We start from the raw sequence: 23,686 nt of genomic DNA on the forward strand, positions 1-23,686 counted from the left end.
GGGCGGGCTCGGTGAGCTGGACGAGGGATTCCACGATGGGGCGGGAGCTTTCTCCTGAACGCGAGGTGGGCGCCACCCCCTTTCACCGGTAGGCTTCGCCCCCTCATGAAGCCCCATCAGAAGATGCTCCTCGGGATTTCCATCGGCGCGGCGGCCGGGCTCGTCTGCAACGCCGCGTTCGGGAGCGCGGACTGGCTCACCTGGGCCGTCGAGCACGTCACCAACCCCCTGGGGCAGATCTTCATCCGCCTGCTCCTGATGCTCGTCGTGCCGCTCCTGTTCTCCGCGCTCGTCGTGGGCGTGGCGGAGCTGGACCTGAAGCAGGTGGGCCGCCTGGGCGCCCGCACGCTGGGCTACACCGTCGTCTTCTCCGTCATCTCCGTGGCCATCGGCCTGCTGCTCGTCAACACGCTGAGGCCCGGTGACGGCCTGAGCGACGAGGCCCGCGCCCTGGCCCGCACGGGCACGACCATCAAGCCCGCGCCGCCCCCCGGGGACACCTCCGCGGGCGCGCTCTTCATGTCCATGGTGCCCACCAACCCGCTGAAGGCCGCGGCGGACGGGGACATGATCGGCCTCATCGTCTTCTCGCTCATCTTCGGCCTGGGCCTGGCGCTCACGCCGGGCGAGCCCGCGCAGCGCCTCAAGGACGTCGTCCAGGGGCTCTACGACGTGATGATGAAGCTCATCGACGGGGTGCTCAAACTGGCCCCCGTGGGCGTGGGCGCGCTCCTGTTCTCCATGACGGCGCGGCTGGGCTTCCACATCCTGGGACAGCTGGCGTCGTACGTGGGCGTGGTGCTGCTGGCGTTGGGCATCCACATGTTCGTCATGTACTCGCTGTCCGTGCGCTTCCTGGGCGGGCGCAACCCGGTGGAGTTCTTCCGCTCCTGCCGGCTGGCCATCGTCACCGCGTTCTCCACGTCCTCCTCCAGCGCCACGCTGCCCACCGCCCTCAAGGTGGCGGAGGAGAACCTCAAGCTGCCGCGCAACGTGTCGCGCTTCGTGCTCACCGCCGGCTCCGCGATGAACCAGAACGGCACCGCGCTCTTCGAGGGTGTCACCGTCCTCTTCCTCGCGCAGGTGTATGGCGTCCCGCTGGGCCTCACGCAGCAGGCGACCATCATGTTCATCTGCGTGCTGGCGGGCATTGGCACCGCGGGCGTGCCGGCGGGCTCCATCCCCGTCATCGCGATGATTCTGGGCATGTTCAACATCCCCGTGGAGGGGCTGGGCCTCATCCTCGGCGTGGACCGCTTCCTGGACATGTGCCGCACCGTGCTCAACGTCACCGGAGACCTGGCCGCCGCGGTGTACGTGTCGCGCGGCGAGCCCCCCGACCGGCCGGTCGGCGAGGAGGCGGCACAGTCTCCCGCCGCCTGACGTGGCGTCACCCCGGTTCCACCTTTGACCGAAGTCCCCCTCCGCCGCATTTCGCATCCAAGGAGCTTCCGCCGCATGAAAGTCGCCAACGGTCGCGTCGTCGCCCTCGATTACCGCCTCCACCTGGGAGACGGGCAGATCATCGACCAGAGCGCCCCGAACCAGCCGCTCGCCTATCTGCATGGGCACAAGCAGATCGTCCCCGGCCTGGAGGGCGCGCTGGACGGCCTGGGAGTGGGGGACAGCAAGCAGGTGGTGGTGACCCCGGAAGAGGGCTACGGCATCCACAAGCCAGAGGGCGTGCGCAACGTCCCCCGCACCATGCTGCCCACCACGTACCTGCCCCAGGTGGGCGGGACGCTGATGGCCCAGACGGAGGACGGCGACGTCCCCCTGCGCATCATCGCCGTGAACCCGGACTCCGTGGTGGTGGACCTGAACCACCCGCTCGCCGGCAAGACGCTCCACTTCGACGTCACCGTGCGCGAAGTGCGTGACGCGACGCAGGAAGAGCTGGCGCACGGCCACGTCCACGGTCCGGGCGGCGCGCACGGGTAGTGCCTTTTCCGAACCGGGGGGCACGGAGCGTTTCGTGACCCCGGGGGGCGTGCACTATCTTGCGCCCCCCATGGTTCCTCCCGTCCCGAACCCCAGCCAGCTCCGCGTCCCCGCGCCCGACCCCGGCGCCGTCCCCGACCGGCCCGGTGCCTCCGCGGCCATGGATCCGGAGCTGTACTGGCGGGAGCACGTCTACCAGGGCGGCGCGCGGCAGCTCACCGTGCGCGCCGTCATCGCCGGCATGCTCATTGGCGCGGTGATGTGCCTATCCAACCTCTACGTCATCCTCAAGACGGGCTGGAGCCTGGGCGTCACCATCACCGCGTGCATCCTGGCCTTCGCGGTGTTCGGCACGCTGCGCTCGCTGAAGCTCTTGCGCAACGAGTTCACCGACCTGGAGAACAACGCCATGGGCTCCGTGGCGTCCGCCGCGGGCTACATGACGGGCGGCGGCAACATGGCCGCGGTGCCCGCGCTCTTGATGCTCACCGGCACGCTGCCGTCGTCCGGCTGGCTGATGGTGTGGTTCGCCGTCATCTCCGCGCTGGGCGTCTTCGCCGCCATCCCCATCAAGCGCCAGCTCATCAACATCGAAGCGCTCCCGTTCCCCACGGGCACCGCCACCGCGGAGACCATCCGCGCGCTGCACGGCCACGGCGAGGTGGCCCGCCGCAAGTCGCGCCTGCTGGGCCTGGCGGCGCTGGTGGGCGCGCTGCTGGTGGTGGTGCGCGACGCGCGCTTCACCTGGCTGAAGAACCTGCCGGAGAAGGTGAGCCTGCCATTCAGCATCCTCGGGCGCGAGGCGGGCAAGTGGTCCCTGTCACTCGAGTTCAGCCTGCTGCTCATCGGCGCGGGCGCGCTGGTGAACTTCCGCACCGGCTGGTCCATGTTGCTGGGCGCCATCCTCAACTACGGCTTCCTCGCGCCGGCCATGGTCTCCCAGGGCGTCATCCCGGAGGTGACGTACAAGGCCATCAACAGCTGGTCGCTGTGGACGGGCTCCGCGGTGCTGGTGTCGTCCGGCCTGCTGTCGTTCGCGTTCCAGTGGAGGAGCGTGGTGCGCTCGTTCTCCGCGCTGGGCGGGCTGGTGGGGATGAAGCCCAAGGAGGGCGCTCGCGAGGATCCGCTGGCGGACATCGAGTGCCCCCCGGCGTGGTTCCCGCTGGGCTTCGCGCTCCTGGGCCCGGTGGCCGTCTTCCTCATGGCCTACCTGTTCCAGATTCCCTGGTGGGCCGGCGTGCTCGCGCTCCCCCTGGCGGTGGTGATGGGCGTCATCGCGTCGCGCGTGACGGGTGAGACGGACACCACGCCCACCAAGGCGCTGGGCCCCGTCACCCAGCTCATCTTCGGCGGACTCGCGCCGGGCAACATCCCCGCCAACGTGATGAGCGCCAACGCCACGGGCGGCGTGGGGCTGCACTCGGCGGACCTGCTCACGGACCTGAAGTCCGGGTGGCTGTTGGGCGCGTCGCCGCGTCAGCAGTTCTTCGCGCAGCTGTTCGGCGTGGTGGCGGGCGCCATGGTGGTGGTGCCCATCTTCAAGCTGCTGGTGCCCACCGCGGACGTGCTGGGCTCGGAGCAGTTCCCCGCGCCCGCGTCCATGGTGTGGGCCGGCGTGTCCAAGATGCTCGCCTCGGGTGCGTCCGCGCTGCACCCCACCGCGCGCATGGGCGCCCTGTGCGGCGCGCTGCTGGGCATCGCGCTGGTGCTGCTGGAGCGCTGGGCCCCGCCGAAGGTGAAGGCCTTCATCCCCAGCGCGTCCGGCCTGGGGCTGGCCATCGTCATCCCCGGCTCCAGCTCCATCAGCCTCTTCATCGGCGCGACGCTGGCGGCGTTCATCAAGCGCGTGAAGCCGAAGCTCGCGGAGGCCGCGGTGCTGCCCGTCTCCTCCGGCTTCATCGCGGGCGAAAGCCTGTTGGGCATCGCCATCGCGATGTTGAAGGCCTTCGGCAAGATGCCGAAGTAGGGGCGCCCGTCAGTCCACCTTGCTGGTGGCCCAGGACACGCCCGCGACGAAGCGGAAGGTGGGCGTGTCGAACCCCGCGCCCACGCCCGGGCCGCCCATCACGTACAGGTCCAGGGTGGACAGGGCATGGCGGCGGATGGCGATGAGCAGCTCCGCCCCCACCCGGCCCCCGTTCAGCGGGATGCCCGAAACCACGCTCACCTCGCCGCGCGTCGTCTCGCCGTGGAGCGACGTCACCGTGGCGCCCAATCGCAGCTCATTGCCCACGATGTCTTTCGGGTCATAGGACACCGGGCCCAGGTCCTGGCGCTTGCGCAGGAAGATGCCGGCCTCGCCGCCCACCTGGAAGCCCTCGCCCACGTAGCCCAATTGCAGACGCGGCTGCCACGCGTACTCCTCGTGCGCCTGCGCCGCGCGGCTGCCCACCGGCAGCCCCGCGGTGAGCCCCACCGAGAGGTTGATGGGAGCGCCCTTCGTCTGGCGCAGCACGGCGGCCCGGGCCGTCAGCCACGGCGTGGCGATGCCCCCGGAGTTCGGCCCGTAGTACTCCAGCGTGGGCTTTCCCCCCTGCGTCAGGACGAAGGGCAGCTCACCGCCCACCTCCAGCCAGGACAGCACGCCGAAGGCCACTGTCATGTGGGCGGTCATCTTGTTCTCCACCAGGCCCGTGCCCTCGCCGGGCTCCCAGCGCGTCTGGAAATGCATGGGCAGCTGCTCGTAGTGGTAGTTCAAGCTCACACGCAGTTGCCCGGACTCCAGCGTCCGGCCCGTCCCCACCACCAGCGACCCCAGGGCCGCCGGGTCCAGGCGCAGCCGTTGCAGGTCAAAGACGGGCAGCGGACTCTTGGGGCCGCTTTCCAGGGCGTGGGCGGAGAAGGGCAGGGACAGCAGGGCAGCGGCGAGGACCGAGGCCGGACGGAACAATTGATGACTCCCGAGGCGGAGGGACGCGGACTCTAGCCAGAGTCCCGTGCCGCGAAAATCATGCACGGGTGCCACCGATTGATGGTTGCCCCGCGCAAATACCGCCGCGTCAGGCAGTTCCAGCCGCCAGGTCCTGCAATTCTTGCCATCGCGTATAGAGCCGATCCACTTCGGCGGTGGTGGCTTCCAGGGCCTGATTGACTTCAGCGACCTTGGAGCCCTGGCTGTAGACGGCGGGGTCGGCCAGCTTTGCCTCCAGCTCCGCCTTGCGCTTCTCCGCGGCCTCGATGGTGGCCTCCATGCCGTCCAGCTCGCGCTGATCCTTGTAGGAGAGCTTCCCGGGCTTCTTCGGCGCGGGCTTCTGGGCGGGCTCCTCGCGGGACTCGTCCTTCTTCGGCTCGTCCTTCTTCAGCGCGGCGGCCTTGAGCGCGGCGGCCTGCGACTGCTCGCGCAGCCGCTTGTACATGTCGTAGTTGCCCTCGTAGCGGGTGACCTTGCCCTCTCCGTCGAAGGAGAGGATGGCGGTGGCCACCTTGTCGAGGAAGTACCGGTCGTGCGTCACCAGCAGGGTGCTGCCCGCGAAGTCCAGGAGCAGCCGCTCCAGGATGTTGAGGGTGACGATGTCCAGGTCGTTGGTGGGCTCGTCCAGCACCAGCACGTTGGCGCCTTCCAGGAACAGCCGCGCCAACAGCAGCCGGTTGCGCTCGCCGCCGGACAGCGCGCCCACCTTCATGCGCTGCATGGGCACCGGGAAGAGCAGGTCCTCCAGGTAGTCGCGCAGGGCCACCTTCCGGTCCGCCAGCTCCACGTGGTCCTCGCCGTTGGAGGCCGCGTCGTACACCGTCTGCTCCGGGTCCAACTGGGCGCGCTGCTGATCGTAGTAGGCGACCTTCGTGTTCTTCCCGATGACGAGCTTGCCGCTGTCCGCCGGGATCTCGCCCAGCATCACGCGCAGGAAGGTCGTCTTGCCCACGCCGTTGGGCCCCAGGAAGCCCACGCGCTCGCCGCGCTGGAGCCGGAAGTCCACGCCGTCCAGCACCTTGCGGTCGCCAAAGGACTTCTTCAGCCCTTCGGCCTCGATGACGGTGTGGCCCAGCCGCGGCGCCGCCACCACCTTCAGGTCCGCCACCTTGGGGCGCTGGAAGCCCTTCTCCGCCAGCAGCTTCTGCGCACGCTCGATGCGGGCCTTGCTCTTGGTGCGCCGCGCCTCCGGGCCCTTGCGCAGCCACGCCACCTCCTGGGCAATCCAGCGGCCGCGCTTGTGCTCCGCGACCTCCGCGTTCTCCTGGGCCACGAGCTTCTGCTCCACGTAGGCCGCGTAGTTGCCGGGGTAGGAGATGAGGCCGCCGCCGGGCTGGATCTCCACGATGCGGTCCACCAGGTCGTCCAGGAAGTAGCGGTCGTGCGTGACGAGCAGGAGCGCCCCGGGCAGCTTGTCCAGCTCGTCCTCCAGCCAGTCCACGGTGTCCGCGTCCAGGTGGTTGGTGGGCTCGTCCAGCAGCAGCAGGTCCGGGCGCGTGAGCAGCGCCCGGGCAATGGCCACGCGCTTGCGCAGGCCTCCGGACAGCTGGGCCACGGGCCGGTCCCAGTCCTTCACGCCCAGCCGGTCCAGCAGCGTCTTCGCGTGGTGCTCCGTGTCCCAGCCGCCCGCCTGTTCAATCCGGTCGCTCAGCGCGGACAGCTGCTCCAGCATCTTCGGGGTGGCGTGCGCGGGGTCCACCTCCAGCTTCCGGGACAGCTCCGCGTGCGCCGCCAGAGCTTCCTTCAGCGGCGCCTGGGACACGGCGAGCTCGCTCTGCACGGTGGCGCCTTCGGGGAACTCCGGCTCCTGGGGCAGGTAGGTGACGCGCGCGCCCCGGCGCAGCTGCAGCTCCCCCAGGTCCGGCTTCGCCGCGCCGGCCAATATCTTCATCAGGGACGACTTGCCGGAGCCGTTGACGCCCACGAGGCCCACGCGCTCGCCCTCCTCGATGGTGAAGGTGAGGCCCTCGAAGACGGTGCGGCTGCCGAAGGCGAGCTGGACGTTGGCGGCGCGAAGCAGCGTCACGGGAAGGAACCTTTCGAAAAGGGGGGAGGGGAAAAGCGAAAGGGCGCCCCCCACTTGAAGCGGGGAGCGCCCTTCCTACAGCCAGTGCGGCGTGGGCACCCGGACTACTTGCGGGCAGCCTGCTCCGCGGCCTGCTTCTCCTTGTACTGCGCCATCAGGGCCTCGGCCTCGTTGCGGGGCACGGGCATGTACTTGGAGAACTCCATCGTGAACTCGCCCTTGCCCTGGGTGGCGGAGCGCAGGTCGGTGGAGTAGCCGAACATCGTGTTCAGCGGCACTTCCGCCACGGCCGTGACGTAGCCTTCCGCGGTGCCCGTCTCCAGGATGGTGCCGCGGCGCTGGTTCAGCTGGCCAACGACGGAACCCTGGAAGTCTTCCGGAGCCGTGACTTCGACCTTCATGATCGGCTCGAGGATGACCGGCTTGGCGGCGGCGTAGCCCTCGCGGAAGCCCATGATGGCGGCCGTCTTGAACGCCATTTCGGACGAGTCCACCGCGTGGAACGCGCCGTCGTTGATGACCACGCGCAGGCCCACCACGGGGAAGCCGATGAGGCTGCCCTTCTTCACGGCCTCCTGGAAGCCCTTGTCGCACGCGGGGATGAACTCGCGCGGGATGGAGCCACCGACGATGTCGTCCACGAACTCGTACTGCTGCACGGCGTCCGAGGGCAGGGGCTCCACGTAGCCGCACACGCGCGCGAACTGACCCGAACCACCGGTCTGCTTCTTGTGCGTGTACGCGAACTCGCCCTTCTGGGAGATGGTCTCGCGGTACGCCACCTGCGGCTTACCGGCGACCACCTCGCAGTTGTACTCGCGCTTCATGCGCTCGATGTAGATCTCCAGGTGGAGCTCGCCCATGCCGCTGATGATGGTCTGCGCGGACTCTTCGTCACGGCGCACGCGGAAGGTGGGGTCTTCCTTGTGGAAGCGGTTGAGCGCCTTGGAGAAGTTCGCCAGCGTGTCGCGGTTCTTCGGCGTCACCGCCAGGGAGATCACCGCGTCCGGCACGAACATGGACGTCATCGTGTACTGCACGGTGCCGTCGGTGAACGTGTCGCCGGAGGCGCACTCGATGCCGAACAGCGCGACGATGTCGCCGGCCGTGGCCTCGTTGACGTCGTGCATTTCCGACGAGTGCATGCGGACGATGCGCGGAACCTTGACCTTCTTCTGGTTCACCTGGTTGATGATGAAGTCACCCTTGCTCACCTTGCCCTGGTAGATGCGCATGTAGGTGAGCTGGCCGTAGCGGCCGTCTTCCAGCTTGAACGCCAGGCCGACGAAGGGCTTGGTCGGGTCCGACTCCAGGATGACCTTGGCCTCGTTGTTCTTCTGGTCGAGCGCCTCGTTGGTCGCTTCCTTGGGGTGCGGCAGGTAGCTGCACACCGCGTTGAGCAGCAGCTGCACGCCCTTGTTCTTGTACGCGGAGCCGCACATCACCGGCGTCATCTTCAGCGCGATGGTGGCGCGGCGCACGGCGGCGCGCAGCTGCTCCTCGGAGATGGAGGCCGGGTCCATGAGGAAGGCCTCGCCCAGCTCGTCGTCGACGTTGGCGATGCCCTCGATCATCTCGTCACGGCGCAGCTTGGCCTCGTCCAGCATGTCCGCCGGGATGTCCTCCTCGCGAATGTGCTCGCCGTTCTCGCCGTCGAAGTAGAACGCCTTCATGGAGAGCAGGTCGATGAGGCCCTGGAAGCGGTCCTCCGCGCCGATGGGGTACTGGAGCTTCACCGCGTGGTGGCCCAGCTTCTCCTTCAGCTGCGCGGCGACGCGATCGTAGTTCGCGCCCGAGCGGTCCATCTTGTTGATGAACGCGATGCGCGGAACCTTGTAGCGCTTCATCTGGCGGTCCACCGTGATGGACTGCGACTGCACGCCCGACACGGAGCAGAGCACCAGGATGGCGCCATCGAGGACGCGGAGCGCGCGCTCCACCTCGATGGTGAAGTCCACGTGTCCCGGGGTGTCGATGAGGTTGATGTTGAAGTCGCCCCACATCGCGTACGTGGCGGCGGACTGGATCGTGATGCCCTTCTCACGCTCCAGGTCCATCGAGTCCATGACCGCGCCCACGCCGTCCTTGCCGCGGACCTCGTGGATCTCGTGGATCTTGCCCGTGTAGAACAGGATGCGCTCGGACAGCGTCGTCTTGCCCGAGTCGATGTGGGCGGAGATACCGATGTTACGAATCTTCTCGATGGGTACGTTGGAGGCCACGATCCGGTCCTTCTTCTATTGAAAAAATTGCCTGAGGGAACAGAGCAGGCGGGGCCCTTACTTCCCACAGGACCCAGTTACCAGACAAATCCGCATGACGCGGGGCGTACATCCGCCTACTTTCCGCCGTCCCTGTTCCGACTGAGGTCTCATAACAATGAGCGCGAGCGAAAACTTCTCCCTGGCCCGGGCATGGCTCCAGGCCTTCAACGCCCACGACGTCACCGCGCTGGTGGCGCTGTACGCGGAGGATGCAACACACACCTCGCCCAAGATTCGCGTCCTGCACCCGGAGACGGGCGGGCGCCTGGTGGGCCGGCCGGCCCTGGAGCGGTGGTGGAGGGACGCCATCGCCCGGCTGCCGGGTCTGCGCTACGAGGAGACGGCCCTCACGGCGGATGGGGACCGGGTGTTCATGGAGTACCTGCGCCACGCGCCCAATGAAGCCCCCCTGCCGGTGGCGGAGGTGCTGGAAGTGAAGGGCGGGCGCATCGTCGCGTCGCGCGTCTACCACGGCTAAGGTGCCCCCATGGCGACCCCCAATTTCGACCGGGACTTCGGGTACCTGCTGCCCTTCATGGACAAGGTGGCGGCGGCCGCCTCGGACCTGCCGGACGCCTCCGCCCGCGAGGAACTGGTGCGGCTGGTGGCGGAGGAGAAGGTCCGCTGGGAGCGGATCCGCTCGCTGCTCCAGGGCGCCCCGGGGCAGAGCGGTGGTTCCAATGCGGCGGCCCCCAGGGCTTCGGCCTCGAAGGCCCCGCCGCCCGCCGCCGCGCCCCCGCTGGCCCGGGTGTCCTCGGACGGCGTGAACCGGGTGGCCCCCCGCGAGTCGGGCCTCACGGTGGGCAGCCTCAAGGACTCGCGCTAAAGCGCGGAGCCTCGGTGGATCAGGCGCTGCTGACGCGGACCTGGTCCAACGCGTCGTAGGTGGCGGCCTTGTAGGCCTCCGACAGCGTCGGGTAGTTGAAGCAGGTCTCCACGAAGAGCTGCGCGGTGGAGCCGGTGAGCAGCGCGGTGAGCCCCACGTGCACCAGCTCCGAGGCCTGTTCGCCCAGCACGTGCACGCCCAAAAGCTTCATGTCGTCGCGGTGGAAGAGCAGCTTCAAGAGGCCCTGCTTCTCCCCGATGATCTGCCCGCGCGGGTTGGTGTCGAAGGTGGCGCGGCCGACGACGTAGGGGATGCTCCGCGCGCGCAGGGACTCCTCCGTGTCGCCGGCCATGGACACCTCCGGGATGGTGTAGATGCCGTAGGGCAGGATGGGCGTGAGCGTGCGCTTGCCCGGGCCGAACGCGTGCTCCACCGCGATGCGGGCCTGCTCCATGGACGTGGAGGCCAGCGCGGGGAAGCCGACGACGTCCCCCACCGCGTAGATGTGCGGCACGGCCGTCTGGTACGCGAGCCCGACTTCAATCTGGCCGCGCTTGCCCTGCTTCACGCCCAGCGCCTCGATGCCCAGGCCCGTGGTGTTCGCGGTGCGGCCGGAGGCGACCAGCACCTGATCCGCCTCCAGCACCTCGCCCGTGGACAGCTGCAGGCGGATGGGCTCCGAGTGGGACTCCGGCACGTGCGCGGACTCCACCGTCTGGCCCAGGCGCAGCCGGACCCCCAGCGTCTCCATGCAGTCGCGGAGCCGCTGGCCCACCTCCGCATCCAGGAAGTTGAGCAGGTCGTTCTTCACCTCCACCAGCGTCACCGGGATGCCCAGCGCGGCGAACATGCACGCGTACTCGCAGCCGATGACACCGCCGCCCACCACGACCAGCGTGCGGGGCAGGGTGGTGATGTCGAGGATTTCATCCGAGTCGTGCACGCGCGGATCGCCGAAGGGGTACATCGGCGGGCGGTACGGGGTGGAGCCGGTGGCGATGAGGACGGTGCCGGCGGTGAGCCGGGCGACCTCCGCGCCGTCGCGCTTCACCGCGACCGTGTGCGCGTCCACGAAGGAGCCGGCGCCCTGGAACAGCGTCACTCCGTGGCGCTGGAGGTTCTTGTGGATGCGCTCGCGCTCCATCTGCTTCACGCGGCGCTCGCGGAAGAGGAAGTCGGAGACGGTGGCCTCGTGGCGCAGCGTCGCGTCCACGCTGTAGAGGCCGCGCGCCTTGAAGCCGGACAGGTGCAGCGCCGTCTCGCGCAGCGTCTTGGAGGGAAGGGTGCCGGTGTTGGCCGCGGTGCCGCCGAGCACCAGTTCCCGCTCCACCACCGCCACCCGCTTCCCCGCGAGCGAGGCCTGCACCGCGCCCCATTCACCCGCGGGGCCTGAGCCGATGACCACCAGGTCGAAGTCCGCCATGGGCCGCACCCTAACCCCACCCCCGGGGGCCAGGGCACCGGGAAGTCAGTCCCGGCCCGAGTAATTCAGCTTCTCGCGGACCTCCTCCTCGGTGAGGAGCCGGAAGCCGCCCTCGGGGATGTCGTCCAGGGTGATGTCGCCCACCGCCTCCCGGTGGAGCGCGCGGGCAGGCAGTCCCACGGCGCCCAGCATGCGCTTCACCTGGTGGTGGCGGCCTTCGGTGAGCGTCACCTCCACCGTGTGCTCGTCGCGCACGCGCACCCCGGCGGGGCGCGCGGGGCCGTCATCCAGCATCATTCCCTGGCGCAGCGGCTCCACCTTCGCGTCGTCCGCGGTGCTGAACACCGTGGCCACGTAGCGCTTGGGCAGGTTCGTCTCAGGGGACGTGGCGTGGGCCACCAGCTTGTCGTCGTTGGTGAAGAGCAAGAGGCCCGTGGTGTCCACGTCCAGCCGGCCCACGGCGTGCCAGGTGAAGCGGTTCAGCTCCAGGGGCAGCTGGGGCAGCAGGAGCTCGAACACCGTGCCCGTGCGGTGCTGGCGCGCGGTGGAGGTCAGCACCCCCGCGGGCTTGTGGAAGGCCAGGACGTGCGTGGGCGCTCCCTTGCGCACCGGCATCCCGTCCACCTTGATGACGGCGTCGGGCGGCACGGGGGTCAGGGGCGTGGTCGCCACGCGGCCGTTGACCGTCACGCGGCCTGCCTTGATGGCGGCGTCCGCCTCGTCCTGGGGCATGGCGCCCGCGCGGGCGAGCGCGCGGGAGAGCCAGTCCGGCTTCTCCTTGCCCTCCCAGCGGTTGGGGCGGGGAGGGGATTTGGGGGGCCGTTCGGGCTTGCGAGGCATGGGCGCGGCACTGTAGCCGCGCTCGGGCGGCGGCGTGTCCTTCAGTTAGTGGCGGACCGGCTCGTCGGGGTCGTCGCCCTCGGCGGAGCCCGGCGTCGGGCCCGGCTCGTCGCCGTCCGCCATGCGGTGGGACTCCTCCTCCAGCCCGCCGTCCTCCGCCGTCCCGGGCGTGCGGCCGGGTTCCTCGTAAATCTCCTCGTGGGCTGGCGCCTGACGGCCAGGGCCGGGCTCGGTGCCTCCCACGATCATCGACTCGTAGGGCATGTGGTTCACGCGGTGCTCCTTTCCGTGAGGTTCGGACGGTCCACGAAAGGTAGCGACGCGCGGGCATCCCGCCGTGAGGGGTGGAGTGTCCCCCTGCCTGCTCAGGGGTCGTCCCTGCCCGGGAAGTGCTTGCGCACGGTGTGCAGCGCGGCCAGCCAGAGCCGGGCCTCGTTGCGCGTGAGCCGGGAGCGGCGCAGGGGCGCGACCAGGTCCCGCACCGCCGTGCGCCCGGGCTTTTCGTCCACGAGGAAGCCGCCCGCGCCCAGGAGCGCCTCCAGCGTGGCCTCCACCCGGGCCAGCTCCGCGTCCGTGGCGGCCAGGGGCAGGGGACCCGGAGGCGGCGCGCTGTCCGCCAGGTGCGCCATGCGGACCTCGTAGGCGTAGAGCAGCACCGCCTGCGCCAGGTTGATGGAGGGCTGCTCCGGCGCGGTGGGCACCGCGGACAGGTCGTGGCAGCGCTCCACCTCCGCGTTGGTGAGGCCGCTGCGCTCATCTCCGAAGACGAGCGCCACCGGCCCCTGCTTCGCCCTCGCCACCAGCTCCTCCCCCACGGCGCGGGGTGACAGGCGGCGCTTTCCCTCCACCTTGCGGGAGCTGGTCCCCACCACCCAGACGCAGTCGGACACCGCCGCGTCCAGCGTGTCCGGCCGCTTCACCCCACCCAGCACGTCCTCCGCGTGCACCGCCAGCCGGTGGGCGGGACCCAGGTCCTCCACCTCCGGCGTCACCCAGGCCCAGTCGGACAGGCCGCAGTTCTTCAGGGCGCGGGCGGCGGCACCCAGGTTCTCCGCGTTGCGCGGGCGCATGAGGACGAATCGGACGGGCAGCACCATGGCGGCGCACCCTACCGCCCTGGTGCGCGTCGCAGGGACCCCAGTTGACCGGCGAGGTGTCTCACCGCCAGTCTGCACCGCGAAATCCCGCGTCCCGCGTGTCCGGAGGCCACCCTTGAGTGTGGCTGCCCGGACACCCTGTGGGCCCGCGGACGCGCACGGGGGAGCGCCGGCACGTGGTCGCCGGGCCGCACTTCCCGTGCGCCTCCACGGCCCCACGCGCGGCACGCGGCATGAAATCGGATCCGCCGCCACCTCCTGGAGGAAACATGTCCCCGCAGTCCCCTGTCCCGCCGAAGGCCGCGCGCGCTCCCCGTGCCCGCTGGCTCTTGCCGGCGTTGCTCGTGGGCGCGCTCGCCGCCGGCTGCAAGCAAGAGCCCGCGAAGACGCCGCCCGCCACGCCCGCCTCCGCCACGGCGCCCACCGCCAGCACGACCTCCCCGTCCGCGCCCACGCCGGTGCAGGCCTCGACGCTCAAGCCCGTCATCCACGAGCTGGCCAGCGATAACTCCGTGCCCCTGGGCGTCATCATCGAGTTCGCGCTGCCGGTGCGCCCGCGCTACGAGAGCGTGGACGGCACCCGCGTCACGTTCACTCCGGAGGTCGCGGGCAGCCTGCGGTGGACGGGCCCCTCCTCGCTGCTCTTCACGCCGTCCACGGGCTTCGCGGCCGGCACGACCTACACCGTGTCCGTGGACGCGGTGCTCACCAACACGGGCATGGCCCAGCCGGCGTCGTTCAATGAGTGGCGCCACACCTTCACGACCTTCGCCTTCAAGTTCGGTCAGGTCTACCCCACGCGCTTGGACCTCCAGAAGGCCCGCGTGGAGGCGAACGTGGACTTCTCCGGCCCGGTGGACCTGGCCGCCGTGCGCTCCCGCATGAGCTTCCGCGTGGGGGACTCCGCCATCACCGACGTGAAGTGGAGCACCCGCGCGGACACCCGCAACTCCCTGGCCGTGGCGCTCACCCACCCGAAGCTCAAGCCTGGCGCGACGGTGCAGTTCTCCCTGCGCGAGGGGCTGACGTCCGCGGGGACCGGCTCCAAGGAGCAGGCGCCCGCGGCCACGGGCAGCTTCGTGGTGAACGGCGGCAAGCGCCTGGACATCACCTACGTGAGCCTCCAGGAGGGCTCCAGCGGCTACTTCTACGAGGTGAGCTGCCGCGACGTGGCGGCGGACGCCCCGGCGAGCCCCACCGACCAGGAGTGGGATTCGTACTACTACGACGACGACAACAAGGGCTGCTCGCTGAGCGACGCGGTGGCCCAGGACGCCATCCGCTTCAAGCCGAAGGTGAAGTTCTCCGTGGCCCCGTCGCGGCGCGGCTTCCGCATCTTCGGTGACTTCAAGCGCGGCCCGCACACGCTCTCCATCGCGGAGGGCACGTTCTCCGTGGGCGGCGGCACGCTCATGGGCGCCTGGTCGCGCGGCTTCTCCGTGCCCGCGCGCCAGTCCCAGGTGCGCTTCAACGCCAACGGCCGCTACCTGCCGCGCAGCGCGTGGCGCAACCTGCCCCTGCAGCACCTCAACCTGGAGGAGGTGACGCTCACGGTGCGCAACATCCCGCCAGAGAACCTCGTTTTCTGGATGGGCAGCGACTACTCGGAGAGCGCGGACGAGCGCACGAGCAACGTGCTGGTGCGCAAGGCCGTGCCGCTCAAGTCCACGCCGGACGCGCTGCTCACCACGTACATCGACGTGGCGTCGCTGGTGCCCGCGAACACGCGCGGCCTGGTGGAAATCGTCGCCGAGCGCGGCGACTACAAGGCCGCCGCCCGCATCCTGCTCACCGACCTGAGCCTCGTGGCCAAGCGCGGCGGTCCCGCCGTGGGCTCCAAGGATTCGGGCGAGGTGTGGGTCTGGGCCCTGGGCCTGGAGAGCACGGAGCCCCTGTCCGGCGTGGAGGTGTCGCTGGTGAAGAAGAGCGGGCAGTCCGTGGCCCGCTGCACCACCCAGGGCGAGGCGGGCTGCCAGCTGAAGGTGCCCGCGCCCGGTGTGGATGAGAGCGCCCCGTTCGCGCTGGTGGCGCGCAAGGGCGACGAGCTGACGTACCTCAAGTACGACGAGCTCAAGACGGAGATCGCCAACTCGGACGTGCAGGGCGAGCCGTACCGCGCCGAGCAGCCCTACCGCGCCTCCATCTGGTCCGACCGCGGCGTGTACCGCCCCGGTGACACCGCGCACGTGGCCGCGGTGCTGCGCGGCCAGGACAACCTGGCGCCGCCCGTGGGCATGCCGGTGGAGGTGCGCGTCATCGACCCGCGCGAGCGCGAAATCCGCAAGGTGACGCTGAAGACGAACGCGGCGGGGCTCGTGGCCTTCGACCAGGCCTTCGCGGCGTTCCAGGACACCGGCCACTACTGGGTGCGCCTCAAGGTGGCGGACCGCGACCTGGCCTCCTACGCGGTGAACGTGGAGGAGTTCGTCCCGGAGCGCATGAAGGTGACGGCCAGCACCAGCGCGCCGGGCTACGTGCAGGGCACGGAGATTCCGGTGGGCGTGGAGGCCGCGTACCTCTTCGGTGGATCCGCGGAGGGCAGCCCGGTGGAGATGACGTGCCGGCTGGAGTCCGTGCCCTTCAAGCCCAAGCTGAACGCCCAGTACACCTACGGCGTCTGGCGCCAGGACGGCAACGCGCCCCGGCCCGTCACGCTGGGGCAGGTGAAGGGCACGCTCGACGCGAAGGGGCAGGCGCTCCTCAACTGCCCGGCGCAGGCGGCGTCCGGCCCCATGAAGGGCGCGGCGCGGCTGTCCGCGGTGGCCAGCGTCTTCGAGTCCGGCAGCGGCCGCTCCACCATCGGCGAGGCCACCGTGCCGGTGCACCCGGAGGCGTACTACCTGGGCCTCCAGGCCAACACGCAGAAGGTGAAGGCGGCCACGCCCTTCACGCTGACCGGCGTGGTGGTGGACTGGAACGGCCAGCCCGTCACCGGCGACAAGGCGCCGAAGACGGTGCGGCTGGAGTACCAGCTGCTCGAGGAGAACTACGGCTACTACTACGACGAGGAGTCCGGCTACGAGCGCTACCAGCGCTACCTGCGCCCGCAGCGTGAGGGCGAGGCGACGGCGAAGGTGGAGAACGGCCGCTTCACCGCGACGGTGCTGCCGGGCCGCGACGGCGCGGGCTACCTCGTGCGCGCTCGCGCGGGCAACACCCAGACGGACCTCGCCATCGAGGGCGAGGGCCGCTACTACTGGTGGGGCGAGGGCTCGCGCGTGGACCAGACGCCGCGGCCCCTGAAGCCCACGGCGCTGGACATCTCGCTGCCCGCCAAGGGCAGGGTGGGTGAGGCCCTCACCGTGAAGATGAAGGCGCCCTACCGGGGCCGCGTCCTCTTCACCGTGGAGACCGACCGCGTGCTCACCACCGCGTGGAAGCAGGTGGAGCCCGGCGAGGTGTCCTGGTCGTTCACGCCTTCCGAGTACGCGCCCAACGTGTACGTGAGCGCGTTCCTGGTGAAGGACCCGCACCTGGAATCCGCCCAGGCGTTCATGCCCGACCGCGCCTTCGGCGTGGGCAGCATCGCGCTGGAGCCGGTGGACTTCACCCAGGCCGTCACGCTGACGGTGCCCAAGGAGGTCCGCAGCAACGACACGCTCACCGTGGACGTCGCGGTGGAGGGCGTGGAGGGCCCCACCTTCGCCACCGTGGCGGTGGTGGACGAGGGCATCCTGTCCCTCACGCGCTTCCAGAGCCCGGATCCGCTGAAGGAGATCTTCACGCGGCGCGCGCTGGGCATCCAGACCTACGAGACGGTGGGCTGGGCGCTGCTGGTGCCGCCCGGCGGCAACTCCAGCTCCACCGGTGGTGACGAGGGCGGCGCGGAAGGCCGCGTGCAGCCGGTGAAGCCCGTGGCCCTGTGGAGCGGCGTGGTGGAGGTGCCCGCCAACGGCAAGCTGAAGGTGCCCTTCAAGCTGCCGCAGTACCGGGGCGCGGTGCGGGTGATGGTGGTGACGGCGGGCGCCAAGCGCATCGGCCGGGCCAGCGCGCAGGTGCTGGTGCGCGACCCGCTGGTGCTCCAGACGACGCTGCCGCGCTTCCTCACCCAGAACGACGAGATCCAGATTCCGGTCTTCGTCACCAACCTGTCCGGCAAGGCGCAGGACGTGAAGGTGTCGCTGTCCGCGGAGGCGCTGGCGGTGCCGGGGCTCGCGATGCCGGAGGGCCTGGGTTCGCCGCTGGAGCTCAAGGGCAAGAGCGAGGGCCGCGCGAAGCTGGAGGACGGCAAGTCCCGCACCTTCGTCTTCCAGGGCCGCGCGGTGCAGTCCGTGGGCGCGGCGCGGCTGGTGGTGACGGTGGAGGGCGGTGGCTACACGTCGCGCGAGCAGCTGGACGTGCCGCTGTCTCCCGCCGGTCCCCGTGAGCGCAAGATCCAGCAGGTGGAGCTGGCGGAGGGCACCACGGACCTGAAGGCGCTGCTCGCCGGCTGGGTGCCCACCACGGAGCGCACCAGCGTCTGGGTGACGAACAATCCGTACGCGAAGTCGCTCCAGCACCTCTCGTACCTGGTGCGCTACCCGCACGGCTGCATCGAGCAGACGACGTCCTCCACGCGCCCGCTGCTGTTCGTGAGCCAGCTGGTGGAGCGCGTGGATCCGACGCTGGTCTCCACGGCGAAGGTGGAGGACATGGTGCAGTCGGGCATCAACCGGGTGCTGTCCATGCAGACGGCCTCGGGCGGCTTCGCGTACTGGCCGGGCCAGACGGAGCCGGTGGCCTGGGGGACGGCCTACGCGACGCACATGCTGCTGGACGCGCGCAAGCTGAAGTACCCGGTGCCGGACGACCGCGTGGACAGCGCGCTCGCGTGGATGGGCGACGAGCTGACCCGGAAGGAGGGCCGCGTGGGGCAGGACGACCACTACGGCCAGCACTCGGAGGCGTACATGCACTACGTGCTCGCGGTGGCGGGCAAGGGGCGCAAGGCGCGGGCGCAGGCGATGGTGAGCGCGCTGGAGACGGCGGCGAAGAGCGCCGCGCTCAGCGGTGAGGACCAGGAGGACCTGTACATGCTCAAGGCCGCGCTGTGGCTGTCCGGCGACCGCCGCTACGAGAAGGAGCTGCGCAACCCGGACGTGTCCACCGTCACCGACGAGCGCAAGAACAGCTGGTCGTTCTACTCGGACCGGCGCCGGCGCGGGATGATGCTCAGCACCTTCCAGGACCTCTTCGGCGACGCGCCGGAAGGGGAGCCCCTGGCGCGCATGGTGGCGACGGCGCTGTCGGCCCGCACGTCGGCGTACTACTCGACGCAGGAGCTGGTCTGGGGCATCACCGGCCTGGGCAAGCGGCTGCAGGGTACGGCGACGAGCTTCTCGCCGCCCACGCTCACGGTGGCGGGCAAGACGGTGACGCCCGTCGCGGAGAAGGACGCGCGCGTGTCGGACCGCACGTGGGCCCTGGCCCGCGCCAGCGAGCGCGCCAGCGTGTCGCTGGACCTGAAGGAGAAGGGCGGCGGCAACGTGTACCTCATCCTCAACAGCGAGGGCGTGCGCACCACGCCCGAGGTGAAGGTGGGTGGAGAAGGGCTGAAGCTCAAGCGCACCTGGCGCTCGCTGGACGGCACCGTGCTGGACATGAAGGCCCAGCCGGTGAAGCTGGCGGACCTCATCTACGTGGAGCTGGAGGTGACCAACACCCGGGGCGAGCGCGTGCAGAACATCGCGCTGGTGGACCGGCTGCCGGCGGGCTGGGAGATTGAAAACGCCCGCCTGGGACGCGGCGGCAGCGTGGACTGGGTGGACGCGGATTCGCTCTGGGCCGCCGACTACGTGAACGTGCGCGATGACCGCATGGAGGCGTTCGGCGCGCTGCAGGCCCATGAGACGAAGAAGCTCGTCTACGCGGTGCGCGCGGTGACGGCCGGCAGCTTCACCCTGCCGTCCGCGGAGGCCGAGGCGATGTACGACTCCTCCATCTGGGCCCGTGAAGCCGCGGGCACGGTGCAGGTGGTGGGTCCCTGGAAGGACGACCTGCTCTAGGCCCCATGCGTCGCATGCGTCTCAACGTGAGGAAGTGGGCGGGGGTGGCGCTGGCGGGGCTCGTGCTGTTGGGCGCGGGCCTCGCGGCGGCCTGGTGGGTGCCGTTGCCGGAGCGTTTGGCGGCGCCCCCCTCGGTGGTGATGGCGTACCGGGACGGGGCGCCCGCGTACGTCTTCCTCGCCCCGGATGAGCGGTGGCGCATCCCCGCGCCGAAGGACCGCGTCGACCGGGCCTATGTCCGCGCCCTCCTGGCGCTGGAGGACAAGCGGTTCTTCCAGCACCCGGGCGTGGATCCGCTCGCGGCCCTGCGCGCCCTCGGGCTCAACCTGAGCCGGGGGCGGCGGGTGTCGGGGGCTTCCACGTTGACGATGCAGCTGGTGCGCGTGCTGGAGCCCCGTCCCCGCACGTTCACCTCGAAGGTGATTGAGTCGTTCCGCGCCGCCCAGCTGGAGGCGCGGTTGTCCAAGCAGGAGGTGCTGGAGGCGTACCTCCAGTTCGTGCCCTACGGGCGCAACGTGGAGGGCGTGGAGGCGGCGGCGCTCGCGTACTTCGGGCACACCGCCCAGCACCTGAGCCCGGCGGAGATCGCCACGCTGCTGGCGGTGCCGCAGAACCCGAACCGGCGCTTTCCGTCGCCGGAGAACCAGGAGCGGCTGCGCTCGGCCCGGGACGACATTGCCCGGAGGCTCCTGGCGTCCGGGGGGCTGGCCGTGGAGGGCGTCGCGGCCGACACGGTGCTGGCGGAGGTGCGGGCGACGACGGTGCCGGACGTGCTCACGCCGTTTCCGAGGGAAGCGCCGCACGCGGCGGTGTGGCTCAAGGCGCAGCGGCCCGGAGAGACGTGGCTGGCGACGACGCTGGACGCGGGCACGCAGCGGTTCGTGGAGCGCACGCTGGGCGAAGCGGCCCGGCGGTTGGATCGGCAGGGCATCCACAACGGCGCGGCGGTGGTGGCGGACCGGGAGACGGGCGAGGTGCGCGCGCTGGTGGGGAACTTCGACTTCTTCGATGCCCGGCACGGCGGGCAGATCATCGGCTTCGCCACGCCTCGCTCGCCGGGGTCGGCGCTCAAGCCGCTCTTGTATGCGCTGGGGATTGATCAAGGCCTGGTGGGGCCGGAGACGCTGGTGCCGGACATCCCGGTGGCGTACGGCGGCTACCAGCCGCGCAACTTCGACGGGCGGTTCCTGGGGCTGGTGCGGATGGAGTCCGCGCTGTCGCAGTCGCTCAACCTGCCGTTCGTGCGGCTGCTGGAGCGGCTGGGCGTGGAGGGCTTCCTGGGTTCGCTGCGGCAGGCGGGCGTCAACAGCCTGGATCCGCGGCCGGGGCACTACGGCCTGTCCGCGGCGGTGGGCGGCCTGGAGCTGACGCCGCTGGAGTTGACGGGCGTGTACCTGGCGCTGGCGGGAGATGGGCAGGTGCGTCCGCTGCGGGTGCTGGCGCAGGACAGGGCGTCGAAGAAGGCGCAGGCACTGGTGTCGCCGGGAGCGGCGTGGCTGACGCGGCAGGCGTTGGCGTTGAGGGATCGGCCGGACTTCCCGGAGCGGCGGCGGCTCACGGGGTTGCCGGCGCGGGTGCACTGGAAGACGGGCACGAGCTTCGGCAATCGGGATGCGTGGGCGGCGGGCTCCGGTCCGAAGCACACGGCGGTGGTGTGGCTGGGCAACTTCGACCACGCGTCGAGCGTGCACCTGGTGGGCGCGGAGAACGCGGCCCCGCTGCTGTTCGACATCCTGGAAGGCATCGGCCCGCGAGGCACGGCGGTGCAGGAGGAGGACACCGCGCCGCCGAAGGACCTGGTGGGCGTGGAGGTGTGCGCGTACTCGGGGCACCTGCCCACGGACGCGTGCATGCAGCGCAAGCGGGTGGACGCGGTGCGCACGGCGGTGCCAACGACACCGTGTCCGTACCACCACCGCGTGGAGGTGGACGTGGCATCGGGGCTGGCGGTGGGGCCGGGGTGCCGGGATGGGCGCAAGACGGAGTCGCGCGTGTACCTGACCTGGCCCTCCAGCCTGCGCCGGTGGCTCGCGGAGCAGCAGCGTCAGTTGCCCGAACCGCCGCCCCTGGCACCCGGCTGCGTCGCGGGAGGCGAGCGCGACACGCCGACCATCCTCTCGCCACCGGAAGGGACGGTGGCGCTGCTCATCCCGGGCATGAACACGGAGGAGCAGAAGATCCCCCTGGAGGCGGAGGCCGCGCACGACCGGGAGCTGACGTGGTTCGTGGACGGCGCCGTCCTGGGAACGGCGAAGGCCGCGGAGCGCCTGTGGTGGAAGCCGAGCGTGGGCACGCACGACATCCTCGTCACCGACGACCGAGGCCTCACCGCTCGCCGGACGCTGGTGGTGCGCGAGCGGCAGTAGGGCTCAGCGCACCTCCCAGCCCTCCGCGCCGCGGGCGTAGTGCTTGCCCGCGGGCAGCTCGCCGTAGAACAGCGCGTCCTTCATGCCCACCACTGACTTGCCATCGAACAGGCCCACCTCGCCCTTGGCGGGGAAGGTGATGCCCAGCGAGGCGGCCGTGAGCCGCACCGTCTGCCCCGGGGCCACCGTCGTGTTGCCCAGCACCGCGCCGATGGGGGCCTTCACGATGGTGGGCGCGTAGTCTCCGCCCGCCAGGCTCACCCGCAGGTTCGTGGTCAGCGTCATGCCCTGGAGCGACACAGGCTCCTTGCCGTGGTTGGCCACCTCCACCCAGCCCTCGCGCGGGTCGAACGCCTGCATCACCAGCGTGGACTGAGTCGCCTTCAGCCGCTTCACCTCCGCCATCACGAACTCACGGCGGAACTTCACGAAGCGCTTCATGTACGCCTTGCCCGCGCTGAACTTCGCGTAGTCCATGTACGGGTCGGTCTTCATGGACGCGTCGATGAGCGCATGGAGCTGGTCGATGTACGGGTCCATCACCTTCGAGGTGAAGAGCTCGTCCAGCGCCTTGTCCAGCCGCGCCTCCAGGCGGGCGCGCAGCACGGGGTTCAGCACCACGCGCGTGCCCATGTTGGAGAACGTCGGCAGGTAGCCCGGGTAGCTCCCCTGCTCCAGCTTGCGCTGCTGGTACATCTTCTCCACCCAGCCATCCAGCAGCGTGAAGTTGAACAGCGGGTGCTTCATGTTGTTCGTGGAGACGGACTGGTCCTCCACCGTGTTCGTGTACCACCAGCGAGCATCGACGTTGTTCAGGTCCCAGGGCACGTAGCGCCAGCGCCCGGTGATGTCGTCGTGCATGAAGTAGCTCTCGGAGTCCTCCACGAAGTTGTTGGACATCAGCGCGTCCAGCACCATGGAGCGCACGTAGGACTCAAGCTCCAGGTTCTTCTCCAGCGCGGCCACCAGCTGCGGCTCCGGCGTGTGGTTGATGACGTCCAGCACCTCCCACAGCGCGTCGTCGGGCTCGCTCTCGTTCGTCTTCTTCACCCAGTCGCCCTGGTAGGGCACCTTCCACGTCTTGAACTCCGTGTCCTTCCAGCCAGCGCGGTAGATGGACGCGTCGTCGTCCGGGAACTGCCGCGCCTTGACGAAGGCCTTGTTGACCTGCTCCACCTCCAGGAACACGCCCGCGTACTGGCCATTGACGGAGAGCCGCACGAACGTCGCCTTCGACGCCGGCACCCGCATCGCCGCCAGCAGGTCGTAGGAGATCTTCTCCGCGATCATCGACGCGTCGGCGTACTCGGCGATGAGGTTGAGCGACGTGCGGCCCTCGAACTTGTCCTTGTCCGCGAAGCTGACGTTCCAGCTCTTCTTGTCGAAGTAGCGCGCGGAGGCGCCGCGCAGCCGCACCTTCACCGGGAACGTCTTGCCGTTCGCCTGGAACGTCGCGTCCTGCTCCTCGGTCAACGGGTACTTCATGAACATCTCCAGCGTCTCCGGAGGCATGATCAGCGCGTACTCCGGCAGCGCCGTCTGGAGCTTCGGCAGCGTGTAGGGCCGCTCCACCTCCGGAACAGGCTGCGGATCCGTGCCGGCATCCGCGCTCCCGCCATCCCCGGGGGCGGTGCCCGCATCCACGGAGCCACCGTCGGAAGCCCCGGCATCCGGGGTGCCCGCGTCAGGAGCACCGGAGTCCGGCGTGTTGGGGTCCGTGATGCCGGGGTCGGTCACGGAGGGCAGCGGGTCATCGGGATCCGATGTTCCGGCACCACAGGCGGCCAGCAGCATCGAGAGGCTGAGCAGGAGTCGTAGACGCATCAGCCGTCCCCTGAGCAAGGCCCATGCCTCCCTGCCAGGGAGGCGGAAGGAACCGCCGGTCGCCAGCGAGGAAGTCCACAGGGGCGACACATGGGCCCTGGAGCGCCCAGCGGACGGAAAACTCTTTCCCTCCCCGGAATGCTCGCCTGCCCATCCCAAGCCTGCCTGTCTGCCCTCCACGACA

The 23,686-nt window shown here is 70.1% G+C and carries 15 protein-coding genes; 7 read left to right on the forward strand and 8 right to left on the reverse strand.

All coding sequences use genetic code 11. The features are described from left to right. The first annotated feature begins 105 nt into the window (after positions 1 to 105). The 3 genes from D7V80_RS23210 to D7V80_RS23220 all read left to right on the forward strand — a co-directional run bounded on the left by D7V80_RS23210 (position 106) and on the right by D7V80_RS23220 (position 3,907). The gene (locus D7V80_RS23210; protein WP_120590229.1) at positions 106 to 1,383 is read left to right on the forward strand and encodes a dicarboxylate/amino acid:cation symporter; all 1,278 of its coding nucleotides are present in this window, start codon (positions 106 to 108) and stop codon (positions 1,381 to 1,383) included. Between the two features lie 75 nt (positions 1,384 to 1,458). Next, positions 1,459 to 1,941 (forward strand): peptidylprolyl isomerase, encoded by a 483-nt coding sequence (locus tag D7V80_RS23215; protein WP_120590230.1) that lies wholly within the window; start codon positions 1,459 to 1,461, stop codon positions 1,939 to 1,941. Between the two features lie 70 nt (positions 1,942 to 2,011). Then, complete coding sequence (locus D7V80_RS23220) at positions 2,012 to 3,907, forward strand: OPT family oligopeptide transporter (RefSeq protein ID WP_120590231.1); 1,896 nt, start codon at positions 2,012 to 2,014, stop codon at positions 3,905 to 3,907. 9 nt (positions 3,908 to 3,916) lie between these two features. On the opposite strand, the gene D7V80_RS23225 is transcribed toward D7V80_RS23220, so the two are convergent. From D7V80_RS23225 to fusA, 3 genes are all read right to left on the reverse strand, one after another. After that, entirely contained in the window at positions 3,917 to 4,831 is a 915-nt protein-coding gene (locus D7V80_RS23225; RefSeq protein ID WP_120590232.1) for a flagellar motor protein MotB, read from the reverse strand. Between the two features lie 109 nt (positions 4,832 to 4,940). Next, positions 4,941 to 6,878 carry an ABC-F family ATP-binding cassette domain-containing protein gene (locus tag D7V80_RS23230; RefSeq protein ID WP_120590233.1) on the reverse strand — a complete coding sequence of 646 codons (1,938 nt, stop codon included), beginning with the start codon at positions 6,876 to 6,878 and terminating at the stop codon, positions 4,941 to 4,943. Between the two features lie 104 nt (positions 6,879 to 6,982). Continuing rightward, the gene (gene fusA, locus D7V80_RS23235; RefSeq protein ID WP_120590234.1) at positions 6,983 to 9,100 is read right to left on the reverse strand and encodes an elongation factor G; all 2,118 of its coding nucleotides are present in this window, start codon (positions 9,098 to 9,100) and stop codon (positions 6,983 to 6,985) included. 157 nt (positions 9,101 to 9,257) lie between these two features. Between fusA and D7V80_RS23240 the strand changes: the two genes are divergently transcribed. Further along, on the forward strand, positions 9,258 to 9,620 hold the full coding sequence (locus tag D7V80_RS23240; protein WP_014398450.1) for a nuclear transport factor 2 family protein: 363 nt from the start codon (positions 9,258 to 9,260) through the stop codon (positions 9,618 to 9,620). A gap of 9 nt (positions 9,621 to 9,629) precedes the next feature. Continuing rightward, a complete protein-coding gene (locus D7V80_RS23245) occupies positions 9,630 to 9,968 on the forward strand; it encodes a hypothetical protein (protein ID WP_120590235.1) in 339 nt (112 codons plus the stop codon). Positions 9,969 to 9,987: 19 nt separating this feature from the next. Here D7V80_RS23245 and sthA read toward each other — a convergent pair whose 3' ends face one another. The 4 genes from sthA to D7V80_RS23265 form a co-directional block, all read right to left on the reverse strand. Next, complete coding sequence (sthA, locus tag D7V80_RS23250) at positions 9,988 to 11,391, reverse strand: Si-specific NAD(P)(+) transhydrogenase (RefSeq protein ID WP_120590236.1); 1,404 nt, start codon at positions 11,389 to 11,391, stop codon at positions 9,988 to 9,990. A 45-nt stretch (positions 11,392 to 11,436) separates the two neighbouring features. Continuing rightward, entirely contained in the window at positions 11,437 to 12,231 is a 795-nt protein-coding gene (locus D7V80_RS23255; protein ID WP_120590237.1) for a pseudouridine synthase, read from the reverse strand. Between the two features lie 45 nt (positions 12,232 to 12,276). Then, on the reverse strand, positions 12,277 to 12,504 hold the full coding sequence (locus D7V80_RS23260) for a hypothetical protein (RefSeq protein ID WP_120590238.1): 228 nt from the start codon (positions 12,502 to 12,504) through the stop codon (positions 12,277 to 12,279). A 92-nt stretch (positions 12,505 to 12,596) separates the two neighbouring features. Continuing rightward, positions 12,597 to 13,328: an RNA methyltransferase gene (locus D7V80_RS23265; protein WP_120590239.1), complete on the reverse strand. Its 732-nt coding sequence runs from the start codon at positions 13,326 to 13,328 to the stop codon at positions 12,597 to 12,599. Between the two features lie 269 nt (positions 13,329 to 13,597). Between D7V80_RS23265 and D7V80_RS23270 the strand changes: the two genes are divergently transcribed. Then, positions 13,598 to 19,312 (forward strand): Ig-like domain-containing alpha-2-macroglobulin family protein, encoded by a 5,715-nt coding sequence (locus D7V80_RS23270; protein WP_120590240.1) that lies wholly within the window; start codon positions 13,598 to 13,600, stop codon positions 19,310 to 19,312. Between the two features lie 5 nt (positions 19,313 to 19,317). Continuing rightward, the gene (pbpC, locus tag D7V80_RS23275; RefSeq protein ID WP_120590241.1) at positions 19,318 to 21,678 is read left to right on the forward strand and encodes a penicillin-binding protein 1C; all 2,361 of its coding nucleotides are present in this window, start codon (positions 19,318 to 19,320) and stop codon (positions 21,676 to 21,678) included. 3 nt (positions 21,679 to 21,681) lie between these two features. Here pbpC and D7V80_RS23280 read toward each other — a convergent pair whose 3' ends face one another. Next, complete coding sequence (locus D7V80_RS23280; RefSeq protein WP_120590242.1) at positions 21,682 to 23,502, reverse strand: CotH kinase family protein; 1,821 nt, start codon at positions 23,500 to 23,502, stop codon at positions 21,682 to 21,684. Positions 23,503 to 23,686: the final 184 nt, after the last annotated feature.

The sequence above is a fragment of the Corallococcus sp. CA054B genome (genome assembly GCF_003611625.1).
GTDB classification, from domain to species: Bacteria; Myxococcota; Myxococcia; order Myxococcales; family Myxococcaceae; genus Corallococcus; species Corallococcus coralloides.